Source organism: Paenibacillus alba (assembly GCF_013204855.1).
Taxonomy (GTDB): domain Bacteria; phylum Bacillota; class Bacilli; order Paenibacillales; family NBRC-103111; genus Paenibacillus_E; species Paenibacillus_E alba.
On sequence record NZ_JABMKZ010000005.1, the window covers coordinates 18,265 to 34,910 of the forward strand.

9 protein-coding genes are annotated in these 16,646 nt (G+C 49.5%); 8 read left to right on the plus strand and 1 reads right to left on the minus strand.

Translation table 11 applies throughout. The features are described from left to right. Positions 1–300 precede the first annotated feature (300 nt). The 5 genes from HQN90_RS09005 (at position 301) to HQN90_RS09025 (ending at position 9,483) form a co-directional block, all read left to right on the plus strand. A complete protein-coding gene (locus HQN90_RS09005) occupies positions 301–2,298 on the plus strand; it encodes an efflux RND transporter periplasmic adaptor subunit (RefSeq protein WP_173217468.1) in 1,998 nt (665 codons plus the stop codon). Next, on the plus strand, positions 2,295–5,447 hold the full coding sequence (locus tag HQN90_RS09010) for an efflux RND transporter permease subunit (RefSeq protein ID WP_173217469.1): 3,153 nt from the start codon (positions 2,295–2,297) through the stop codon (positions 5,445–5,447). Before HQN90_RS09005 ends, HQN90_RS09010 begins: the two co-directional genes overlap by 4 nt. 85 nt (positions 5,448–5,532) lie before the next feature. Then, positions 5,533–8,391 carry an RCC1 domain-containing protein gene (locus HQN90_RS09015; protein WP_173217470.1) on the plus strand — a complete coding sequence of 953 codons (2,859 nt, stop codon included), beginning with the start codon at positions 5,533–5,535 and terminating at the stop codon, positions 8,389–8,391. A gap of 72 nt (positions 8,392–8,463) precedes the next feature. Continuing rightward, positions 8,464–8,760, plus strand: a complete 297-nt coding sequence (locus HQN90_RS09020; RefSeq protein WP_173217471.1) for a DUF6509 family protein — start codon at positions 8,464–8,466, stop codon at positions 8,758–8,760. A gap of 363 nt (positions 8,761–9,123) precedes the next feature. Then, positions 9,124–9,483, plus strand: a complete 360-nt coding sequence (locus tag HQN90_RS09025) for a DUF1304 domain-containing protein (RefSeq protein WP_173217472.1) — start codon at positions 9,124–9,126, stop codon at positions 9,481–9,483. A 167-nt stretch (positions 9,484–9,650) separates the two neighbouring features. Here HQN90_RS09025 and HQN90_RS09030 read toward each other — a convergent pair whose 3' ends face one another. Then, the gene (locus HQN90_RS09030; protein ID WP_079413714.1) at positions 9,651–10,787 is read right to left on the minus strand and encodes a GGDEF domain-containing protein; all 1,137 of its coding nucleotides are present in this window, start codon (positions 10,785–10,787) and stop codon (positions 9,651–9,653) included. A 172-nt stretch (positions 10,788–10,959) separates the two neighbouring features. Here HQN90_RS09030 and HQN90_RS09035 point away from each other — a divergent pair, with 172 nt between their 5' ends. The 3 genes from HQN90_RS09035 to HQN90_RS09045 are packed head-to-tail and all read left to right on the plus strand — an operon-like array spanning position 10,960 to position 16,642. Next, positions 10,960–12,120: a glycosyltransferase family 4 protein gene (locus tag HQN90_RS09035; protein ID WP_173217473.1), complete on the plus strand. Its 1,161-nt coding sequence runs from the start codon at positions 10,960–10,962 to the stop codon at positions 12,118–12,120. Positions 12,121–12,140: 20 nt separating this feature from the next. Further along, positions 12,141–13,418, plus strand: coding sequence for a metallophosphoesterase family protein (locus HQN90_RS09040; protein ID WP_173217474.1), 1,278 nt, complete (start codon positions 12,141–12,143; stop codon positions 13,416–13,418). Next, complete coding sequence (locus HQN90_RS09045) at positions 13,415–16,642, plus strand: AAA family ATPase (RefSeq protein ID WP_173217475.1); 3,228 nt, start codon at positions 13,415–13,417, stop codon at positions 16,640–16,642. The genes HQN90_RS09040 and HQN90_RS09045 overlap by 4 nt, the downstream gene beginning before the upstream one ends. The last annotated feature ends 4 nt before the right edge of the window (positions 16,643–16,646 follow it).

Sequence of the window (16,646 nt, forward strand, 5' to 3'; positions counted from 1 at the left end):
AGTCCCCCTTGCAAATAGATATACCTTGATTATCGAAAATAAATTTCCGATATGTTATAGAATTTCTAAAATAGTAAAAAAATGCATATTTATGCCTAAAATCAATTCATATTTCCTAGTTTTATAGAATGAACTTTGCATAAAATGTCGAATGAACAGGCCTTTTCTCCTATAAAATCTAAGAATTTTGCGATTTTTACAATTTTTTTACATGTTGATCATACATCTATCATCAATGTCAAGTAAATTGGAAGAGAGCTTTTGCCCAAATGAAAAGAAGTAGACGGAGGTTTCCATCCCATGAGGAAGTACAGTTCACTCAAAAGCACAGCAATCATCGCAGTTGTAACTGCGATAACCGTCTCTATTGCGGGCTGCAGTACGCCGGCAAGCACCCCAAAACCAGGGGCAAGCGGTCGAACAGGCACACGTCAAATGACCGTCGAAACACAAGTTGTTAAGTTGTCGGATATCGGTGGCGGACAAATCTTTACAGGCGCAATCACCCCTGCATTCACAACGAATCTGTCCTCCAAGGTGAATGGTCGAATGACTGCTCTGGATGTGACCGTTGGGGAAAAGGTGAAGATTGGTCAAGCTTTGGCGCATATCGACACAACAACGTTGCAACAATCCGTCGAGCAAACCAAAAGTGAAGTTGCTTTAAGTCAAGTCCAGTACAACAAGGTTCTCAATGATCAAGCCAATAGTCTGGCTTCTGCTCAGAAAGCACTTGCGGTTCAACAGGCTGCCTATGAGAAAACGATTAATGATCAGAAAAATGCGGTAGCTTTAGCTCAAACTCAGCTTAATAATGCGATTACGACGCAGCAAAATGCAGTTGAAACTGCGAAACAAGGGGTTTCTTCCGCTCAAGTGGGGTTCACCAAAGCCCAAGCCGATGCGGCGACTGCGGTAACCGTTGCCCAAACGAATTTGAACTCGCAGCTGGATAGCTTATTAACAACTCAGAATAACAATATAGATACATATCAATTAAACGTACAGCAGGCTGTAGCTGCTTATAATACAGCAGCTCAGTCGGGGAAGGACATCGACAGTGCTTTCGCGAAGTTGCAAACTACTCAGTTGGCCTTGCAGCAAGCCCAGCAATCTCAATATAAGGATACGCAAACCGCTCAGCAATCCTTGACTAGCTTGCAGAATGCTTTGTTAACAGCTCAAAGCTCCCAAGCTGTTCAAGTTGCCCAAGAGAGTTTAAATTCTGCGCTTTTGGCACTGGCGAATACACAGGCAACATCAGCGGCTCAGCTTGATCTCAGCCGCACACAGCTTGCGCAGTCCCAATCAGCCCAAGATATTAGCAAAAACAGTGCGGAAGCTACGTTGGAGCAATCCAAGCAAGCGCTAAAAACAGCACAGTCTACGGATGCCCTGCAAGTAAGTGCGGCGCAGCTTCAGCAATCTCAAACCAAATTGAAAATTCTGAGCGAGCAGCTTGAGGACGGTGTGTTAACGAGTCCCGTCGAGGGGATTGTAAGTGCCATCCTCGTTCCTGTCGGGCAGAATACAGGCCAATCCGCAGTCATGTCGATAGCTTCAGTTGATCCGGTATTAGCAACCGTGAACATTTCGGAGGCGTCCATCGGAAAAATTAAGACAGGCTTATCCATGGCAGTCAAAATACCGACATTGAATAAATCTTTTGACGGGACCGTGTATGCCATTCATCCAACAATGGACCCTACGTCCAAATCTTTTTTGGTCGATATTAAGATAAATGATGCTAACCATGAGGTCCTTCCTGGTATGTTTGCTGAATCCTCGCTCAAAAGCGAAGGCAAGCAATCCATCGTGGTGCCAGCTGATGCTGTACTGAGTCAGCCAAGCGGAAATGCTGTGTACATCGTCAAAGATGGCAAAGCTTCCAAAACGCTGGTAAAAGTAGGCGTAATGACAAGCTCTTCCTTTGAAATTACGAGCGGACTGAAAGTCGGAGACGAGCTAGTCGTCAAAGGACAAGAGCTGCTATCGGATAATGTTCCTGTTCAGATTAATCAACCAGGACAAGAGAATGGTGCCGGCAAGGGCAATACCCAAGGCGGACAAGGAGCGGGCCAAAGCCGAAATGGCACGCAAGGCGGTCAGGGAGGCCAGGGTGGTCAAGGCAAATCTGGCGGTCAAACCGGCCAAGGCGGACAGGGAGGCCAAGGGCAAAGTCGAGCTGGCGGCCAAGGAGGTCAGAGCGGTCAAGGCTCGCAAGGCAAGGGAGCGGACACAGCGAGTCCCAAGCCGAGCAGTCCAAGCACGGATTCGAAAGCGGGGGCTGGACAGTGAAATTAGCTAATTTCTCCGTTCATCGTCCTGTCACTATTCTAATGATTATGATCGCACTCGTGATTGTGGGATCCATTGCGGTTCCGCTCTTGCCAGTGGATCTTTATCCAAACCTGGAAATCCCTTCGGCAACGGTATCGGTGTCTTGGAGCGGTGCTTCTCCTGGACAAATTGAACAGCAAATTACGAAGCCGATTGAGAACGCGATGGCTACAGTTACGGGCGTAACGAGTATTTCATCTAACTCTCGAACGGGCTCGAGCAACGTGACGCTGCAGTTTAATTATGGAACTAATATTGATCAGGCGACATTAACGATGCGAGACAAGCTGGACCGTGTTCGAAGGCAGCTTCCTTCCGATGCGGACGCGCCCGTTGTATCGCGAGTAGACCCGAACAGTACGCCAATTATGACATTAGCCTTGTATGGCAAAACAGATTTGGTAACCTTACGCGATATTGCTGACAATATTGTAAGTCCAGATGTTCAGCGTTCGGATGGCGTTGCATCCGTTGGTGTTACCGGCGGGCGTGTCAGACAAATTCAAATCCTTGTTGAACCAAGCCGTCTGCAGCAATACAATATTTCATTCAGCACGCTGGTATCTGCCCTGGGGAATGATAATTCATCGACAGATGCCGGACTTGTCAATAAAGGCAGTCAATTGGTGCCTTTGCACATAGATGGAGATTTCAAATCCATTGCTGACATTGGTAAGGTTCAAGTACAACTGGGCAGGGGACAAACGATTGCGCTCAGCGAGCTTGGCAAAATCATTGATACCTATCAAGATGTTACGCTGGAAGCGCGCAAGGACGGAGAAGCCAGTGTAAGTTTATCTGTGCTGAAACAATCCGATGGCAATACGGTTTCGGTATCCAGCAATATTCAGCAGTCCCTTCAAGAGATACAGTCTAAGCTTCCTGAAGGCATGCATATTGCGGTTTTGAATGATTCAGCCAAATTTATTCGCGATTCCTTGCGCACTGTTGTTGAACATACTCTGCTTGGCGGTGTTTTCTCCGTCATCATTTTATTGTTTTTCTTACGAAGCGTCAGGGCAACGCTGATTATCGGCGTTGTTATTCCGATCTCGATTATTAGTACATTTAGTATGATGTACTTCAGTCATCAAACCATAAATACCATTACGCTTGGCGGATTGGCGCTTGGTTTAGGCTCGCTTGTAGATTTCGCGGTCGTTGTGCTAGAAAGCATTTTCCGCAAAAGACATGAGGGCTTGTCACCGGAAGAAGCCGCCAAGGTGGGAACTGCCGAAGTAGGCACAGCGGTTATGGCGTCCGCGCTTGCGCAAATTGCCGTTTTTGCGCCTACCGCTTTCATCAGTGGCTTAGTTAAGCAATTTTTCTGGCCGATGGCGCTTGTCGTCTGTTTTTCTCACATCGCGGCATGGTTTGCAGCTGTGACACTCGTGCCTATGCTGGCCGCCAAAATTTTGCGAAAGAAAGTCGACGAAGAGCTTCCAGCCGGAAGATCCTTCAATCCCTTGATCTGGTTCGGTCGAGGCATGGAACGTGTCACCGGCGTCTACGGCAGGCTGCTCAAATGGTCTATGCTGCACCGCTGGGTTATTATTTCGATCACGGTGATTCTTTTTGCAGGCAGTGTGTATTCGGTGCGGTTTGTCGGCAGTGAATTAACGCCCAAAACAGATCAAGGGCAAGTCAATTTAAACATTAACCTGCCACAAGGAACAGACTTTGCCGTGACGAATCAGGTCGCAACAACACTTGAAACCAGATTGAAGGACGTACCGGAGATTGACTCAGTCTTTACCTCTGTTGGCTCTGCGGGTGGTGGCGCCTTCCAATCTTCCGCGACGAATACAGGGAGTATTCAAATTAGGCTGAAACCGCTTAGTGAAAGAAAGAAAACGACGGATCAGGTAGCCGAACAAATCAGAACGTTGACGACGGGCTTTGCCGGCGCACAGATTGGTGTGAGCGTTCCAGCAGGGGTTCGCCTGCCAGGCATTGGCGGTGGCGGGAACTTCGGTGGCGGCGATATTCAAGTCAATTTATCCGGGCCGGATTTAGCCGTTTTACAGAAATTGGGGGATCTGGTCGCTCAAGAAATTACTTCTGTGGATGGCACCAGAAACGTGCAAAACACACTGGATCGTTCGATTCCACAATTTAATTTGACGATTGACCGCGATGCCGCCGCGCATTATGGTGTTTCGTTAAGAGACGTCATGTCGGCGCTGCGTACAGCTTATCAGGGAAGTGTAGCTACGCAGTTCAAAACAGCAAGCTCGCAAATTTCAGTGCTTGTTAAATACCCCAATGATTTTACGAATAAACTGGAAAATTTCAATAATGTCACGATCAATACAGCAGGCGGCACCGTTGTGCCTGTGAGTCTTATTGCCAAGGTGGAGCCTGGAACAGGTCCTGCGCAAATTCGCAGACAAGATCAGAACCGGGTAGCAACGGTTCAGGCTTCCGTTTTTGGGGCTTCGGTTGGCGAAGTTTCCGCCTTAGTCAAACAAAAAATCGATGCGATTCAGCCGCCGGATGGCTATCAAGTTACATTGGGAGGACAACAGACCAGCCAAAACGATTCGTTTAAGAGCTTGTACTTGGTCTTGCTCCTGTCCATTGCCTTGGTATACATGGTTATGGCGAGCCAATTTGAATCGTTGTATGGCCCTTTCATCATCATGTTCTCTCTTCCGCCAACCTTCGTTGGTGCGATATTAGGTCTTCTAGTCACACATCGGACCATTAATATGAACTCGATTATCGGGATGATCATGTTGATCGGGATCGTCGTTAATAATGCGATTGTTTTAATTGATTACACGAATCAACTGCGTGCCAAAGGAATGCCGCTGTTTGATGCTTTGCTGGAAGCCGGTAAAATCCGCCTGCGCCCTATTCTAATGACGACGGCGACTACGGTGCTTGCGATGCTGCCGCTGGTCATCGGGTTTGGGGATGGGGCAGAAACACAAGCTTCCATGGCGACCGTTGTTGCTTTTGGCTTGACCCTATCCACACTCATTACACTCGTTCTGGTTCCGGTCGTGTACACGTTGCTGGATGGCTGGAAGGATGGCATCGCTAGAAGATTCAAACGCAAACCTGCTGCTTTACAGGAACAAACATCGACAACTTCCGTGTAAAAGTCAGGTGTATGATGGTACGAAACATGCTCTGTAGATGTTTATGAAGATGGCTTTCCTAAGGAGAGCTCTAAGGAGAAGGAACATGAAAACAGTGAAACGCAGTGTTACTTTCTGGCTGCTTGGCTTTCTTTTGTTTAGTTCGATGGCAGCTTTCTCGGTTTACCCCGGGAAAGCTTTAGGAGAAACACTGAATCCTGCAGCCGGAACGGCAGGCATTCAGTCCGCTGCTATTCAGCAAATTGAAGGCGGGAAGGGCTTTACGGTCATATTGAAAAAAGACGGCACGGTTTGGACGTGGGGCAACAATCTTCGCGGTAAGCTGGGCGCCGGGCTTAATAATCGCAATCAAGCTTCACAAATCAGCGGATTGACGGATATTACGGCCATTGCCGTCGGTCAGGCACATACGCTAGCGCTGAAAAAGGATGGAACGGTCTGGTCATGGGGCGAAAATACCTTCGGTCAGCTGGGAGACGGGACAACGATGGATCGTTTGGCTCCTGTGCAGGTCGCAGATCTCACGCATGTTTCGGCCATTTCGGCGGGCAACTTCCACTCGGTTGTGATCAAAGACGACGGCACAGCATGGAGCTTTGGAGACAATACATACGGTCAGCTTGGAGACGGCACGAATACGGCTCAAAGCAAGCCTGTGCAAGTAAAAGGCAACATCGCCTCCGTGAAATCAATTGCCAGCGGGGCTTACCATACTTTGGCGATTGATCAAGATGGTGTTGTTTGGGCTTGGGGCGACAATTTCTTCGGTGAGCTTGGCTACGGCTATGATCAGAACCGCTTGAATACGCCTATAATGGCGACAAGTACCAATTGGCATATCACGCAGATTGCGGCCGGCTTCGACTTCTCCTTAGCGTTGAAGGATGACGGAACGGTATTAACTTGGGGCTTGATCAATTCAGATCCAGCAGCGATGTATAGTGCAATTACGACCAATATGCAGGATGAACACAAGTTCCCTGTTCTTGTGATAGGGCTAGATCATGTCACTCACATTACGGCTGGGAATTCACATGCTGTAGCATTGAAGGAAGATGGCAGCGTCTATACGTGGGGCGACAATACGTCCGGTCAATTAGGCGTGGGAATAGGTTACGATGGTAAAACGTGGAATCAAACGTTCCCGAGCCAAGTGAATGGCCTCCCCGAAATTACCAACATCGGAGTCGGTTCCAATTATACATTTGCGATTGGCAAGGATGAGAGTTTATGGGCATGGGGCAGCAACAGCTACAGCCAGCTGGGAGACGAGACTTTAAATAATCAAGCATCTCCTATACAAACTTTGGTTCGTAATTGGTTAAATCCACCGGTTCTTCAGCCAGGTGAAGGAACGGTCATGATTCATGATCCGAAACCACAGCCTTTGGCAGCTGGGGATAGTGATACTTTTGTCATTTATAATAATCGCATATACGGCTGGGGCAGCAACTCATTTGGTCAATTAGGCGATGGAACTCGTACTGCTGCTCCTGCACCGAAAGTGCTGAATGTGGATAAGATTGTTTCTATTGATGCCGGAGACGCTCATACCGTGGCGGTCAAGACAGATGGTTCTCTCTGGACATGGGGGCAAAATTTCTTGGGTCAATTAGGGGATGGAACAACCAATTCAAGTTCTGCTCCGGTTCAAGTGAATTCCTTGAAGGGCGTCGTTGCCGCGGCAGCCGGAAGCAACCATACGATTGCGCTTCTGAATAATGGCTCAGTTTGGAGCTTTGGAGACAACACCTATGGCCAATTAGGTCATGACAAGACAGCTGCGACTAACCAAATTGTCCAGTTATCTCATATTGTGGCGATTTCCGCAGGCTCAAACTTTAATTTAGCCTTGGAAAATACCGGGAAAATATGGGCTTGGGGAGACAATACCAGCGGACAGCTGGGGGATGGTACGCTGGCTGGCAAGCAGCAGCCTGTTGAAATTTCGGGTCTGACAGGTGTGATAGCCATTTCAGCCGGCAAGAACTTTGCACTGGCTTTAAAAGAGGATGGCACCGTTTGGGCGTGGGGTTTTAACGGCTTCGGCCAGCTCGGGGACGGCACAACGACAAGTCAGAAAAAGCCAGTACAGGTAGCGGCATTGCCAACTGCTAAATCGGTCTATGCAGGTTCTTATCATAGCTTAGCGATCGATTCGGACGGCAAGGTATGGGCCTGGGGCCAAAATATGTTCGGCCAACTAGGTGATGATTCCAAAAAGAATCAGAGCAAGCCTGTACAAATCAAAGGCATCGTAAAAGCGAGTGCGGCTGCCGTAGGTGGGTATCACAATGTCATTAAAGACAGCAACGGTTCCATCTGGACATGGGGAGGCAATTATTCCGGACAACTTGGTAATAATCAACTCGTGAATCGCAGTCAACCAACACTTGTTACGGGCTTCTCCGATAGCTTTAATGACTTGGCGGGACACTGGGCGAAGGATGCGATTGCTCAAGCAGCTGAGAAAGGGATCGTGAACGGATACAGCGATGGCAGCTTTCTACCCGAGCGTGTTATCACCAGAGGGGAATTCGTGAAGCTGGCGGCTTCCGCGCTGCAGCTGCCGGTTTCCACTGACAACGTGAGTGGGGCTTGGTACCAGCCCTATGTCAACGCGTTATTGAAGGCAGGCATCCTGCAAGTAGGTGATCTCCACGAGGGATGGGATCTTCCGATTACGCGCCAAGAAATTGCCGCAGTTGCTGTGCGAGCGGTAAGCCCGGAAATGCAAAAATCCAATACGGCGCTCGAACCGGGTTTTGTTATGAACGAGGCTGTTAAAAAGGGAATTCTGCAAGGTTTGAGCGATGGCAAGCTGGCGCCGGATGAGGCTACGACGAGAGCACAGTCGGTTGTGGTTATTGAACGTGTGGGAGATATCCTGCAAGGCAAACAATTGCCTATCGATCCCTTGGCGGCGGAGCAAACCAAAGGATAGTCAGATGAACCATGTGCGCTTCTTTCTGGAATCAGGTATACTTAAGCCTGCAGATGAAAAAGGGGTGACACAATGTTTACGATCACAAGTTATACCGTGGAATTGGTGAAAGATCCATTTCAGATTTTGACAGGCCAGCGATATGAGTTTCTCATTGACATTGAGGTAGAGGAAGATGATGAGCTGCATTCCGAAAGCGGGCTCTACATTCGCGTGATTTATAATGTGGAAGAAGCCAAATCCGGCCTGTTGAAATATGAGATTTATGAAAAAACGACGCAGCTCTATTTGGATTTTGAATTAGAAGATGAAGAGATTGCTAGCGTTGAGGCATTCTGCAAAGAGCATGTTCACGAAGGCAATGAGTAAGCTTCCAAAACCCAGAGTGAACATTTTTAGCGGGATTTAGGGTTCCACTGTGCAAGACGCATCAATCACCGATGCTAAAGCCTGCGATAGTGCAGGCTTTTTCAACGATTTCGTGCAAAAAGCCTATAATTCCTGCGATTATGCAGGCATTTTAAGCTTTCCGATCCTGAAATCCAGAAATGGCTTCAAAAGCATGCAGAAATGCAGGAATTTACGCATGGGAGCTGCTTTCAAACTCAAAAAGATGCATATTTGCAGGTTTCAAGAAAAGAACAGTTACAAAAATCGAGGGCCGAGCTCAAGTAGTTTTTTTACTTTTGAGTCGGCCCTTTTTCATGTAAGATGGGGGTATGAAAGGAGGAATTGTTCATGTTGGCATCTGTGTTTGTTGGCATTGTAGCAGTAGAGCATATTTACATATTGATTTTGGAAATGTTTCTCTGGACTTCTCCGCGTGGATTGAAAGCTTTCGGCCAAACGAAGGAGCAGGCTGAGCAGTCCAAGTCGCTTGCTGCGAATCAAGGTTTGTACAACGGTTTTCTGGCAGCTGGACTAATCTGGGGGATCGTGCATCCAGAACCGGCTATCGGCCGTTCCATTGAAATATTCTTCTTAATCTGTGTCATTATTGCTGCTTTATATGGCGGGGCTACGGCGAAGAGATCTATTTGGCTGGTGCAAGGGCTTCCTGCTGTTGTTGCTTTGCTTTTCGTTCTTTTATAATCCTGTATCACACTTGTATGACGCGTAATAACCAGAGAAGTCCATGTCGTTATGGATTGCTCTGGTTATTTATTTTGTGTATTCGATTCAAGAAAATAAAGTTTGTTAGTCAGAGTCCAGCAATTCTGTGATTTTTTAAATAGTATTTTCATTTTTCCAGTCATTGATCAACTATATTTAACGACCTTATTTTTACCGCTCGTTTTGGCTTTGTACATCGCTTCATCTGCTTGCTTGATGAGTTCCTCAGCGCTTAGACCGTTTTTGTATTTGCTGTATCCGATGCTGGCAGTAACGATGGTTTCTTTCTCGATGCGACTGCGTACTCGTTCGGCGAAAGCATCCATTTTGACGCTGGGATCGGTCACCATAACGACCATTTCTTCGCCGCCATAACGGCCGGCAATTCCACAGTCCTCGGCTTCTTCCTTCATGATTTGAGCGACTTGCTTCAATACATCATCACCCATTTGATGGCCTTGCGTGTCATTGAGCTTCTTGAAATTATCAATATCACTGAACAATATGTACACAGGCAAATGCCGCTGAACATGTTGGGTAACGCGTGTATAGAAAAATTTGCGATTAAATAGTCGGGTAAGCCCGTCCGTAATGGATGAATTGTAAATCGCCTGCATAAGCTCAACAACACGGTCAAACAGCAACATAAACAATAAAAAATAAAAAAGGATCGGCAGCACATTCCCGGCAACGGTAAGAATAGGCTGAGCATTGCCATACATATAAACGTTGACAAGATGATCCGACTGCATGAAAAAATAAACGGTCAGTGCCGATTGATATTTCATTTGTTGACCAATAAACGGAGGAATCATATAAAAGCAGAGAAAGATCAAGACAAATACGTAAAGCTCGGAGCCGATATCCTGAAGCAGTCTGACCTGCTGAGCTGTCCCGTTATACATTTGGGGCACGCTGAAATGAAGGACAGAAACGACAAATCCCATAATAATCAAGCCATAGAAGAAGATGTATTGCTTGCGAAATGTTCGATTATATAGTTGGTAGATTCCTAAATTCAACAGGACGAACGAAATCATTTTGAGCATTAAGAGCGCATAGGCGGTTAAGCTTGTATCCACAGACGTGAGTGAAAAATAAATCTTAAGCAAGTAATGGAATCCTACTATAATAAGCGAAATGGTCATTGACATATAGCCTTTTTTGCGACGATCCAGAAATAATCGAAGAGAGATGACGAACATCAATGCAACGATGATAAATACTATTGCATTCGATAATAATGAGGCTAATTCACCGAATAGCAGATCAACAACTTTCATACTTTCCCCCAAAATTTCCTATTTTTCGACAAGTAGTGACTCTATTATAAAGGAAAAAGAGAAAGAGGGATAGAATCGATTCTGAAAGCTCCAAGGTGTTCTCTTTTATATTCGATCAACAGCAGTTACAATAAGAAGGTAAGCTCAAGGATTTGGGAGAGGGGCTCATGCAATGAACATATTGCAAGCATTGTTTTTCCCCCCGGAACAGCCGGGTGGGGTGTCATCCATGGTTCCCTATATTTTGGACCGATTTAATAAAAAAGGCTGGGAAATGGAACTATTCTCGCTGCCTAAGCGAATTCGCAACAAGGGTACGGAGGAAGTGGCGTTCAGCACCTTCGATTGGACGAAATATGCCGGCAACCCGATTGTTGATAAATACATTCAGACCTATAAGGATTATGTATGGTGGACGAAGCTTAGAATATCGAAAAGTTATGACATTATTCATGCTCATCACCCGATAGCAGCACTGGCGATGAAGCAAATTTATCCGAATACCCCCGTCATCCTGACGATCCACTCCAGTTTTGAGAGAGAGCTCATTCTGAATGGCCGCATTCAAGAAAATGGGATCGAGCATCAATTTCTAACCCAAATCTATGGGGAGCTGGAAGCCAAAGCGGATCAGATCATTACGGTTTCGAATTCTTTTAAACAGTACATGTCGGAGTATGTACAGGATAGTGAACGCATTGGGGTAATCCCAAATGGATTCGATGAGAAGCGTTTCCGTCCGATTTCACATGAAAATCAAGTTGCGCAGTTCATTACGGTTTGCCGCTTAGTGCCTGCCAAAGGTCTGGATACGCTGCTAATTGCCTGCGGAGAGCTGAAGAAGCGCGGTCATCCCTTCGTTTTGCATATTATCGGGGATGGACCTAGCCGCGAAGAGCTGGAGAAATTGGCGATAGAACATAATATTTATGAAGACACGATCTTCTATGGCTATATGCTTCATCCGGAAGAGTTCATGCCATTTTTTGACGTATTCGTATTGCCTTCGCGTGCCGAGGCCTTCGGATCTGTTTTTGCGGAAGCAGCATTATGCTGGTTAGCGTTGATCGGAACGGATGTAGGCGGAATCGCTGAGCAAATTGAGCATGGGCATAACGGATTACTGGTACCGGTTGGGGATGCGATGGCGCTCAGTCATGCACTAGAAAAGGTTATTATTGATCCGACTTTCCGCTACAATTTGGCCAGAACGGCTTGGGAGAAGGCGAAGAAAACCTATTCGCTGAACCGGGTGCTTCGTCAACTGAAAAATGTATACGAGAGCTATCCTGTCAATAGCCATGCAAATGAGAGCGACGACGACAAAAGCTGAAATAGAAAGGCGTTAGAGACATGAAACGACTGCGGTTTATGCATGCCGCCGACCTGCATCTGGACAGTCCGTTCAAAGGCATGTCGGCGCTGCCTGAACGGGTTCGTGAGCGAATTCGGGAATCAACGTTCGAATCGCTCAAAGAACTCGTGGGTTTAGCGATCCAAGAGCAGGTAGATTTTGTACTCATTAGTGGAGATGTTTACGATTTATCAGACCGTTCTCTGCGTGCGCAGATTCGCTTTCAGAAAGCTTTGGAGCAATTAGCCGGGCAGGGAATTCCGACTTACATTATTCATGGTAATCATGACCCGGAGGATGGACGCGCCGCGAAGCTGGTTTGGCCGGCAGGCGTCCATTTTTTTGCGTGCGACCAGGTTCAGACGATGACAGTGGAGAAAGCCGATCGTGGAGTAATCGCCCAGATTCACGGCATTTCGTATCGCACGGCAGCTGTTACCGACAATTTAGCTCTACATTTTAAGGCAGGTCAAGCTGATGCTTGTCAGATTGGTCTTTTACATACGAACGTAGATGGAGATCCCGGTCATGATAATTACGCTCCTTGCAGCAAACAAGATTTGCTGGCCGCGGGGATGCATTACTGGGCATTAGGCCATGTGCATACAAGGAATGTGCTGCAGGAGCAGCCAGCTATCGTGTATCCCGGCAATCTGCAAGGACGCAGCATTCGGGAAACAGGACCACGCGGCTGCTATATCGTGGAGATGTCTGAGGATGGGCGTGCGGAACTAACCTTCCACGCGCTTGATCGCGTGCGCTGGTTTCAGGAACGGCTGTCTATTGCGGGAATTCAGACGGAGCAGGAATTGAAGGATCGGCTCGGGGAGCGGCTGGAGCGGGTACGCTCTGAAGCGGACGGCAGAGATGCCGTCGTCCGTCTCGTTCTGGAGGGCCGCGGCGCGAGTCACGACCTGCTGCGCAAAGGGCGGGCGCTTCAGGAGCTGACCGCCGAGCTGCGCTTGGACGAAGAAGAGCGAAGCCGCTTCGTCTGGGTGGAATCGATCGAGGACCGAACGGCAAGTGAGCTCGATCTGGCTGTGATGCTGCAGGAGAAGAGCTTTCTGGGCGACCTCCTGCGATATTCGGCAGCGCTGAGAGCGGATAGCGCGGCGCTGGAGGGTTTTGCACGCGAAGCACTGTCCGCGCTGCAAAGCTTGCCGCAGGCAGCCGGAGACCCGGCGGCAGCGGAGCCTGAACGGCTGCGCGAGTGGCTGCGCGCCGCTGAAGAGCTTGCCGCGGACCTCCTGTCCGCGGAAGGGGGGTGGCCTGGATGAGGATCGTATCCATCCAGGTGGATGGTTTCGGCAGCTTGCGGCAGCAGCAGCTGGACACAGACAGCCCGTTCGCGCTGTTCTACGGCGCGAACGAAGCGGGCAAGAGCACGCTCATGGGCTTCGTGCGCGCGGTGCTGTTCGGCTTCCCGACGCGGCAGAACCGCGCGGAACGCTACGAGCCGCTGGGCGGCGGCGCCCATGGTGGCGCCTTGACCCTGCTCGACGCGCAGGGTCAGCTCATTCGCGTCGAACGCTACGACGCGTCCGCCACAGGCGGCAAACGAGCCTCTGCGGGGCTCGTTAAAGTCACCCTCGGTGATGGCACCACCGGGGGGGAGGAACTGCTGAACACGCTGCTGGGCGGCCTATCGGCCGACCTCTTCCGCAGCTTGTTCGCTTTCGGCTTAACCGAGCTGCAGGAGCTGCGCACCCTGCAGACAGACGAGCTCAGCGGCTATCTGTATAGCGCTGGGCTTGGGGTAAGCGGCTCGGCCATTATGGAGGCCGAGCGCAAGCTGACGGCGCAGGCCGATGGCCTCTACAGACCTCGGGGGCGCAATCAGGAGATGAACCGTCTCCTGAAGGAGCTTGAGGGTCTGGAGCAGTCGCTGCGCCGCAGCCGGGATCAGGCAGCCGACTATGATCGGCTGCAGGCGGAGCGCCGCTCCGCGGAGGCGCGCATTGCTGCGCTGGAGCAGCAGCAGGAGACGCTGCGCGCGGAGCAGCAGAAGCTGAGCCTGGCCGGCAAGGCGCGCAGCGGATGGCTCCGCTTGCGCCAGATCGGCCGGGAGCTCACGGCGCTGCCCGCGCTGGCCAGCTTCCCCGAGCATGCCTCGGCGAGGCTGGACGCGCTCGAGGCGGAGCTGGAGCGCGCCCATGCGGACCGTGCCCGGCTCCGCCTGCGGAAGCAAAGCTTGGAGAGCCAGCTAAGCGCTATCCAGATTCAGCCAAGCCTGCTTGAGCATCAAGTGGAGCTGAATCACGCGCTGGAACAAACAGCGGCGTATGAAGATCAGAGGCGCAGCCAGGATCAATTGCGTGTGGAGCTGGAGCATCAGCAAGCGCAAATCGACAGGCTGCTTAAACAAATAGATGCGCAGGGGGAAGAAACCGAGTTCGATTTGGCGTCTTTCGCGGTATCGATCTCCCTGCGCGAGCAAATTCGTTCGTACAAAGAACGATTTCAGAAGTGCCGAGCGGATGACTTGCGTGTCAGGACAGAGCTGGAAAGTCAGGAACAACAGCTTGCACGTACGCAAGATTTGATTGGGAGCATAGAGTCAGATTTGCGCTCAGCACCCTCTCGTTTCGGTGGAGTTGACCCTATGGCAGTGTTGCAACGGATGTCTAGCGATTATGCCAAGTGGCAATGGCTTGTGCGAGATGTGGAACATCATAGAGAACGTGAATCCGTGCAGAATCAATTTCGGTTGAGCCTTGAGGAAGCCGCCAAAGTCGGGAAAACGAGTGCGCGAAAGCTTCGCCAGCGCATCCTGATTTTGACTGCTGTGTTGGCCGTGCTTGTGCCTGCCTTGTTGTTATGGCAAGGAAATGGGTTGTTTGCGGTTTGTGTTTTTCTTGTTTTTGCCGGTGCGGCTTGTTATCTCCTCCTGTCCGATCGTCAGACGGAAAATCGTTCGTCCCGAACGATGGCAGGCGCTCCTGCGCGAGATGATAGCCAAAACGAAGCAGATCGTGAGCTTCATGAAGTGGAGCTTCGACTGCAAGCGCAAATTCGAGATTTCCTTCAGCAGCAGCCTGGCTTTCAAGAAGCCGCAGCTGCATCATCCGGACATTTGGGGCAAAGGAGTGAGCGTTCTTCCGTTGTGGATCTTGCGCTTTTTCAGCCTCAATTAGATGCTTGGGTAAGAGAAGCAGAGCAGAGCAAACACCACTACAGCGAACAGCTTCGCAAGATGGAAAAACTGCAGGATATGAGAGAAAGCAAACAAGTCTTAGAACAGCAAGCAGAGCAGCGAAAAGCGGCTCTTGCACGTATAGAATCAGAAGTTTCTGACCTTCGCATGGCGTGGAGCCAGCTGCTTCTTTCGCTTGGCTTAAGCGGAAGCTTGTCCCCGGACGCAGCGATGGAGAGCATTCAGACGATTGAGCAAGGGCAGGAGAGTCTGCGTCAGCTTCATAAAATGACCTCTAAATTCGAGGCTTTAGCTGCAAATCTGGAGCAATACGAGAAGCAGGTTGCGTTAAGGCTCCAGCTGCCAGCGACGGCAAGGAAGGACGTTGTTTTTGCGCTCAAACGTTGGAAAGAACAGGAGCAGGAGCAGTTGAAGCTGCTCACTGACAAACAACAGTTGGAACAGCTTCTTCTAGAAATCGATGAAGATCTGCTTCTAATCCAATCGAATGAGCAGCGTATTCAGGAACGGCTGGCCCATCTTTTGCAGGAAGCATCAGCATTGGATGGGGAGGAGTTGCGTCTGCATCAGAGGCAGCAGGAAGAACGCAAAAAGCTGACAGAAGAGCAGCAGCTGCTAGTATCCTCCCTGGAGTCGCTGCTTGGTGCGTCATTGCTGGAGAGCTATACACAGCTTCTAGAGATGACCGGCGAAGAAGAAATGGCTGAGCACATCCAATCACTTCAAAATCAGCTTGCCGACACACTGCGGCAAACGAACGAATTACGCGAAGTCATGGGGAAGCTGGCAGGTCAAATCGAGAAGCTGGAGCAAGGCTCCGAGCAGGCGGATAAGCTGCTGCAGGCTGAGGATTACCGAACCAAGCTAGGGCAGCAGGTCGATCAATATGCGGTAGCTGTATTTGCTTCCCAACTGATGAAGAAAGCTCGCGAGGTGTACGAGCAAGAACGCCAACCTGGCGTACTGCTAAGGGCATCGGATTATTTTGCGCAAATGACGAACGGCGCTTTTGCTCATGTCAAGGCTCCATTTGGGGAACAACGTCTGGTTGCGATCCGAGCGAACGGGCAATCGGTGGAAACGAACCAGCTTAGTCGGGGAACAGCGGAGCAGTTATACTTATCCATGCGTTTTGCACTGGTGGAGGAATATGCTGGAAAAGCCGTATTACCGCTGGTGATGGACGACATCCTTGTGAACTTCGACGAGGTGCGGATGGAGAGCTGCTTACGGGTTCTGGCAGATATAAGCCGCAGACATCAAGTCTTGTTGTTTACCTGCCATGGTCATGTGCGTGAAGCGGCAGCCCGATTGATTCCTGAGCATCGATACATACATCTTTCATGAAAGC

Coding starts and splice junctions, on each gene's coding strand:
- HQN90_RS09030 (WP_079413714.1), bottom strand. CDS start 10,787: ATGAAAGTTGTTGATCTGCTATTCGGTGAATTAGCCTCATTATTATCG.
- HQN90_RS09035 (WP_173217473.1), top strand. CDS start 10,960: ATGAACATATTGCAAGCATTGTTTTTCCCCCCGGAACAGCCGGGTGGG.
- HQN90_RS09015 (WP_173217470.1), top strand. CDS start 5,533: ATGAAAACAGTGAAACGCAGTGTTACTTTCTGGCTGCTTGGCTTTCTT.
- HQN90_RS09005 (WP_173217468.1), top strand. CDS start 301: ATGAGGAAGTACAGTTCACTCAAAAGCACAGCAATCATCGCAGTTGTA.
- HQN90_RS09020 (WP_173217471.1), top strand. CDS start 8,464: ATGTTTACGATCACAAGTTATACCGTGGAATTGGTGAAAGATCCATTT.
- HQN90_RS09045 (WP_173217475.1), top strand. CDS start 13,415: ATGAGGATCGTATCCATCCAGGTGGATGGTTTCGGCAGCTTGCGGCAG.
- HQN90_RS09040 (WP_173217474.1), top strand. CDS start 12,141: ATGAAACGACTGCGGTTTATGCATGCCGCCGACCTGCATCTGGACAGT.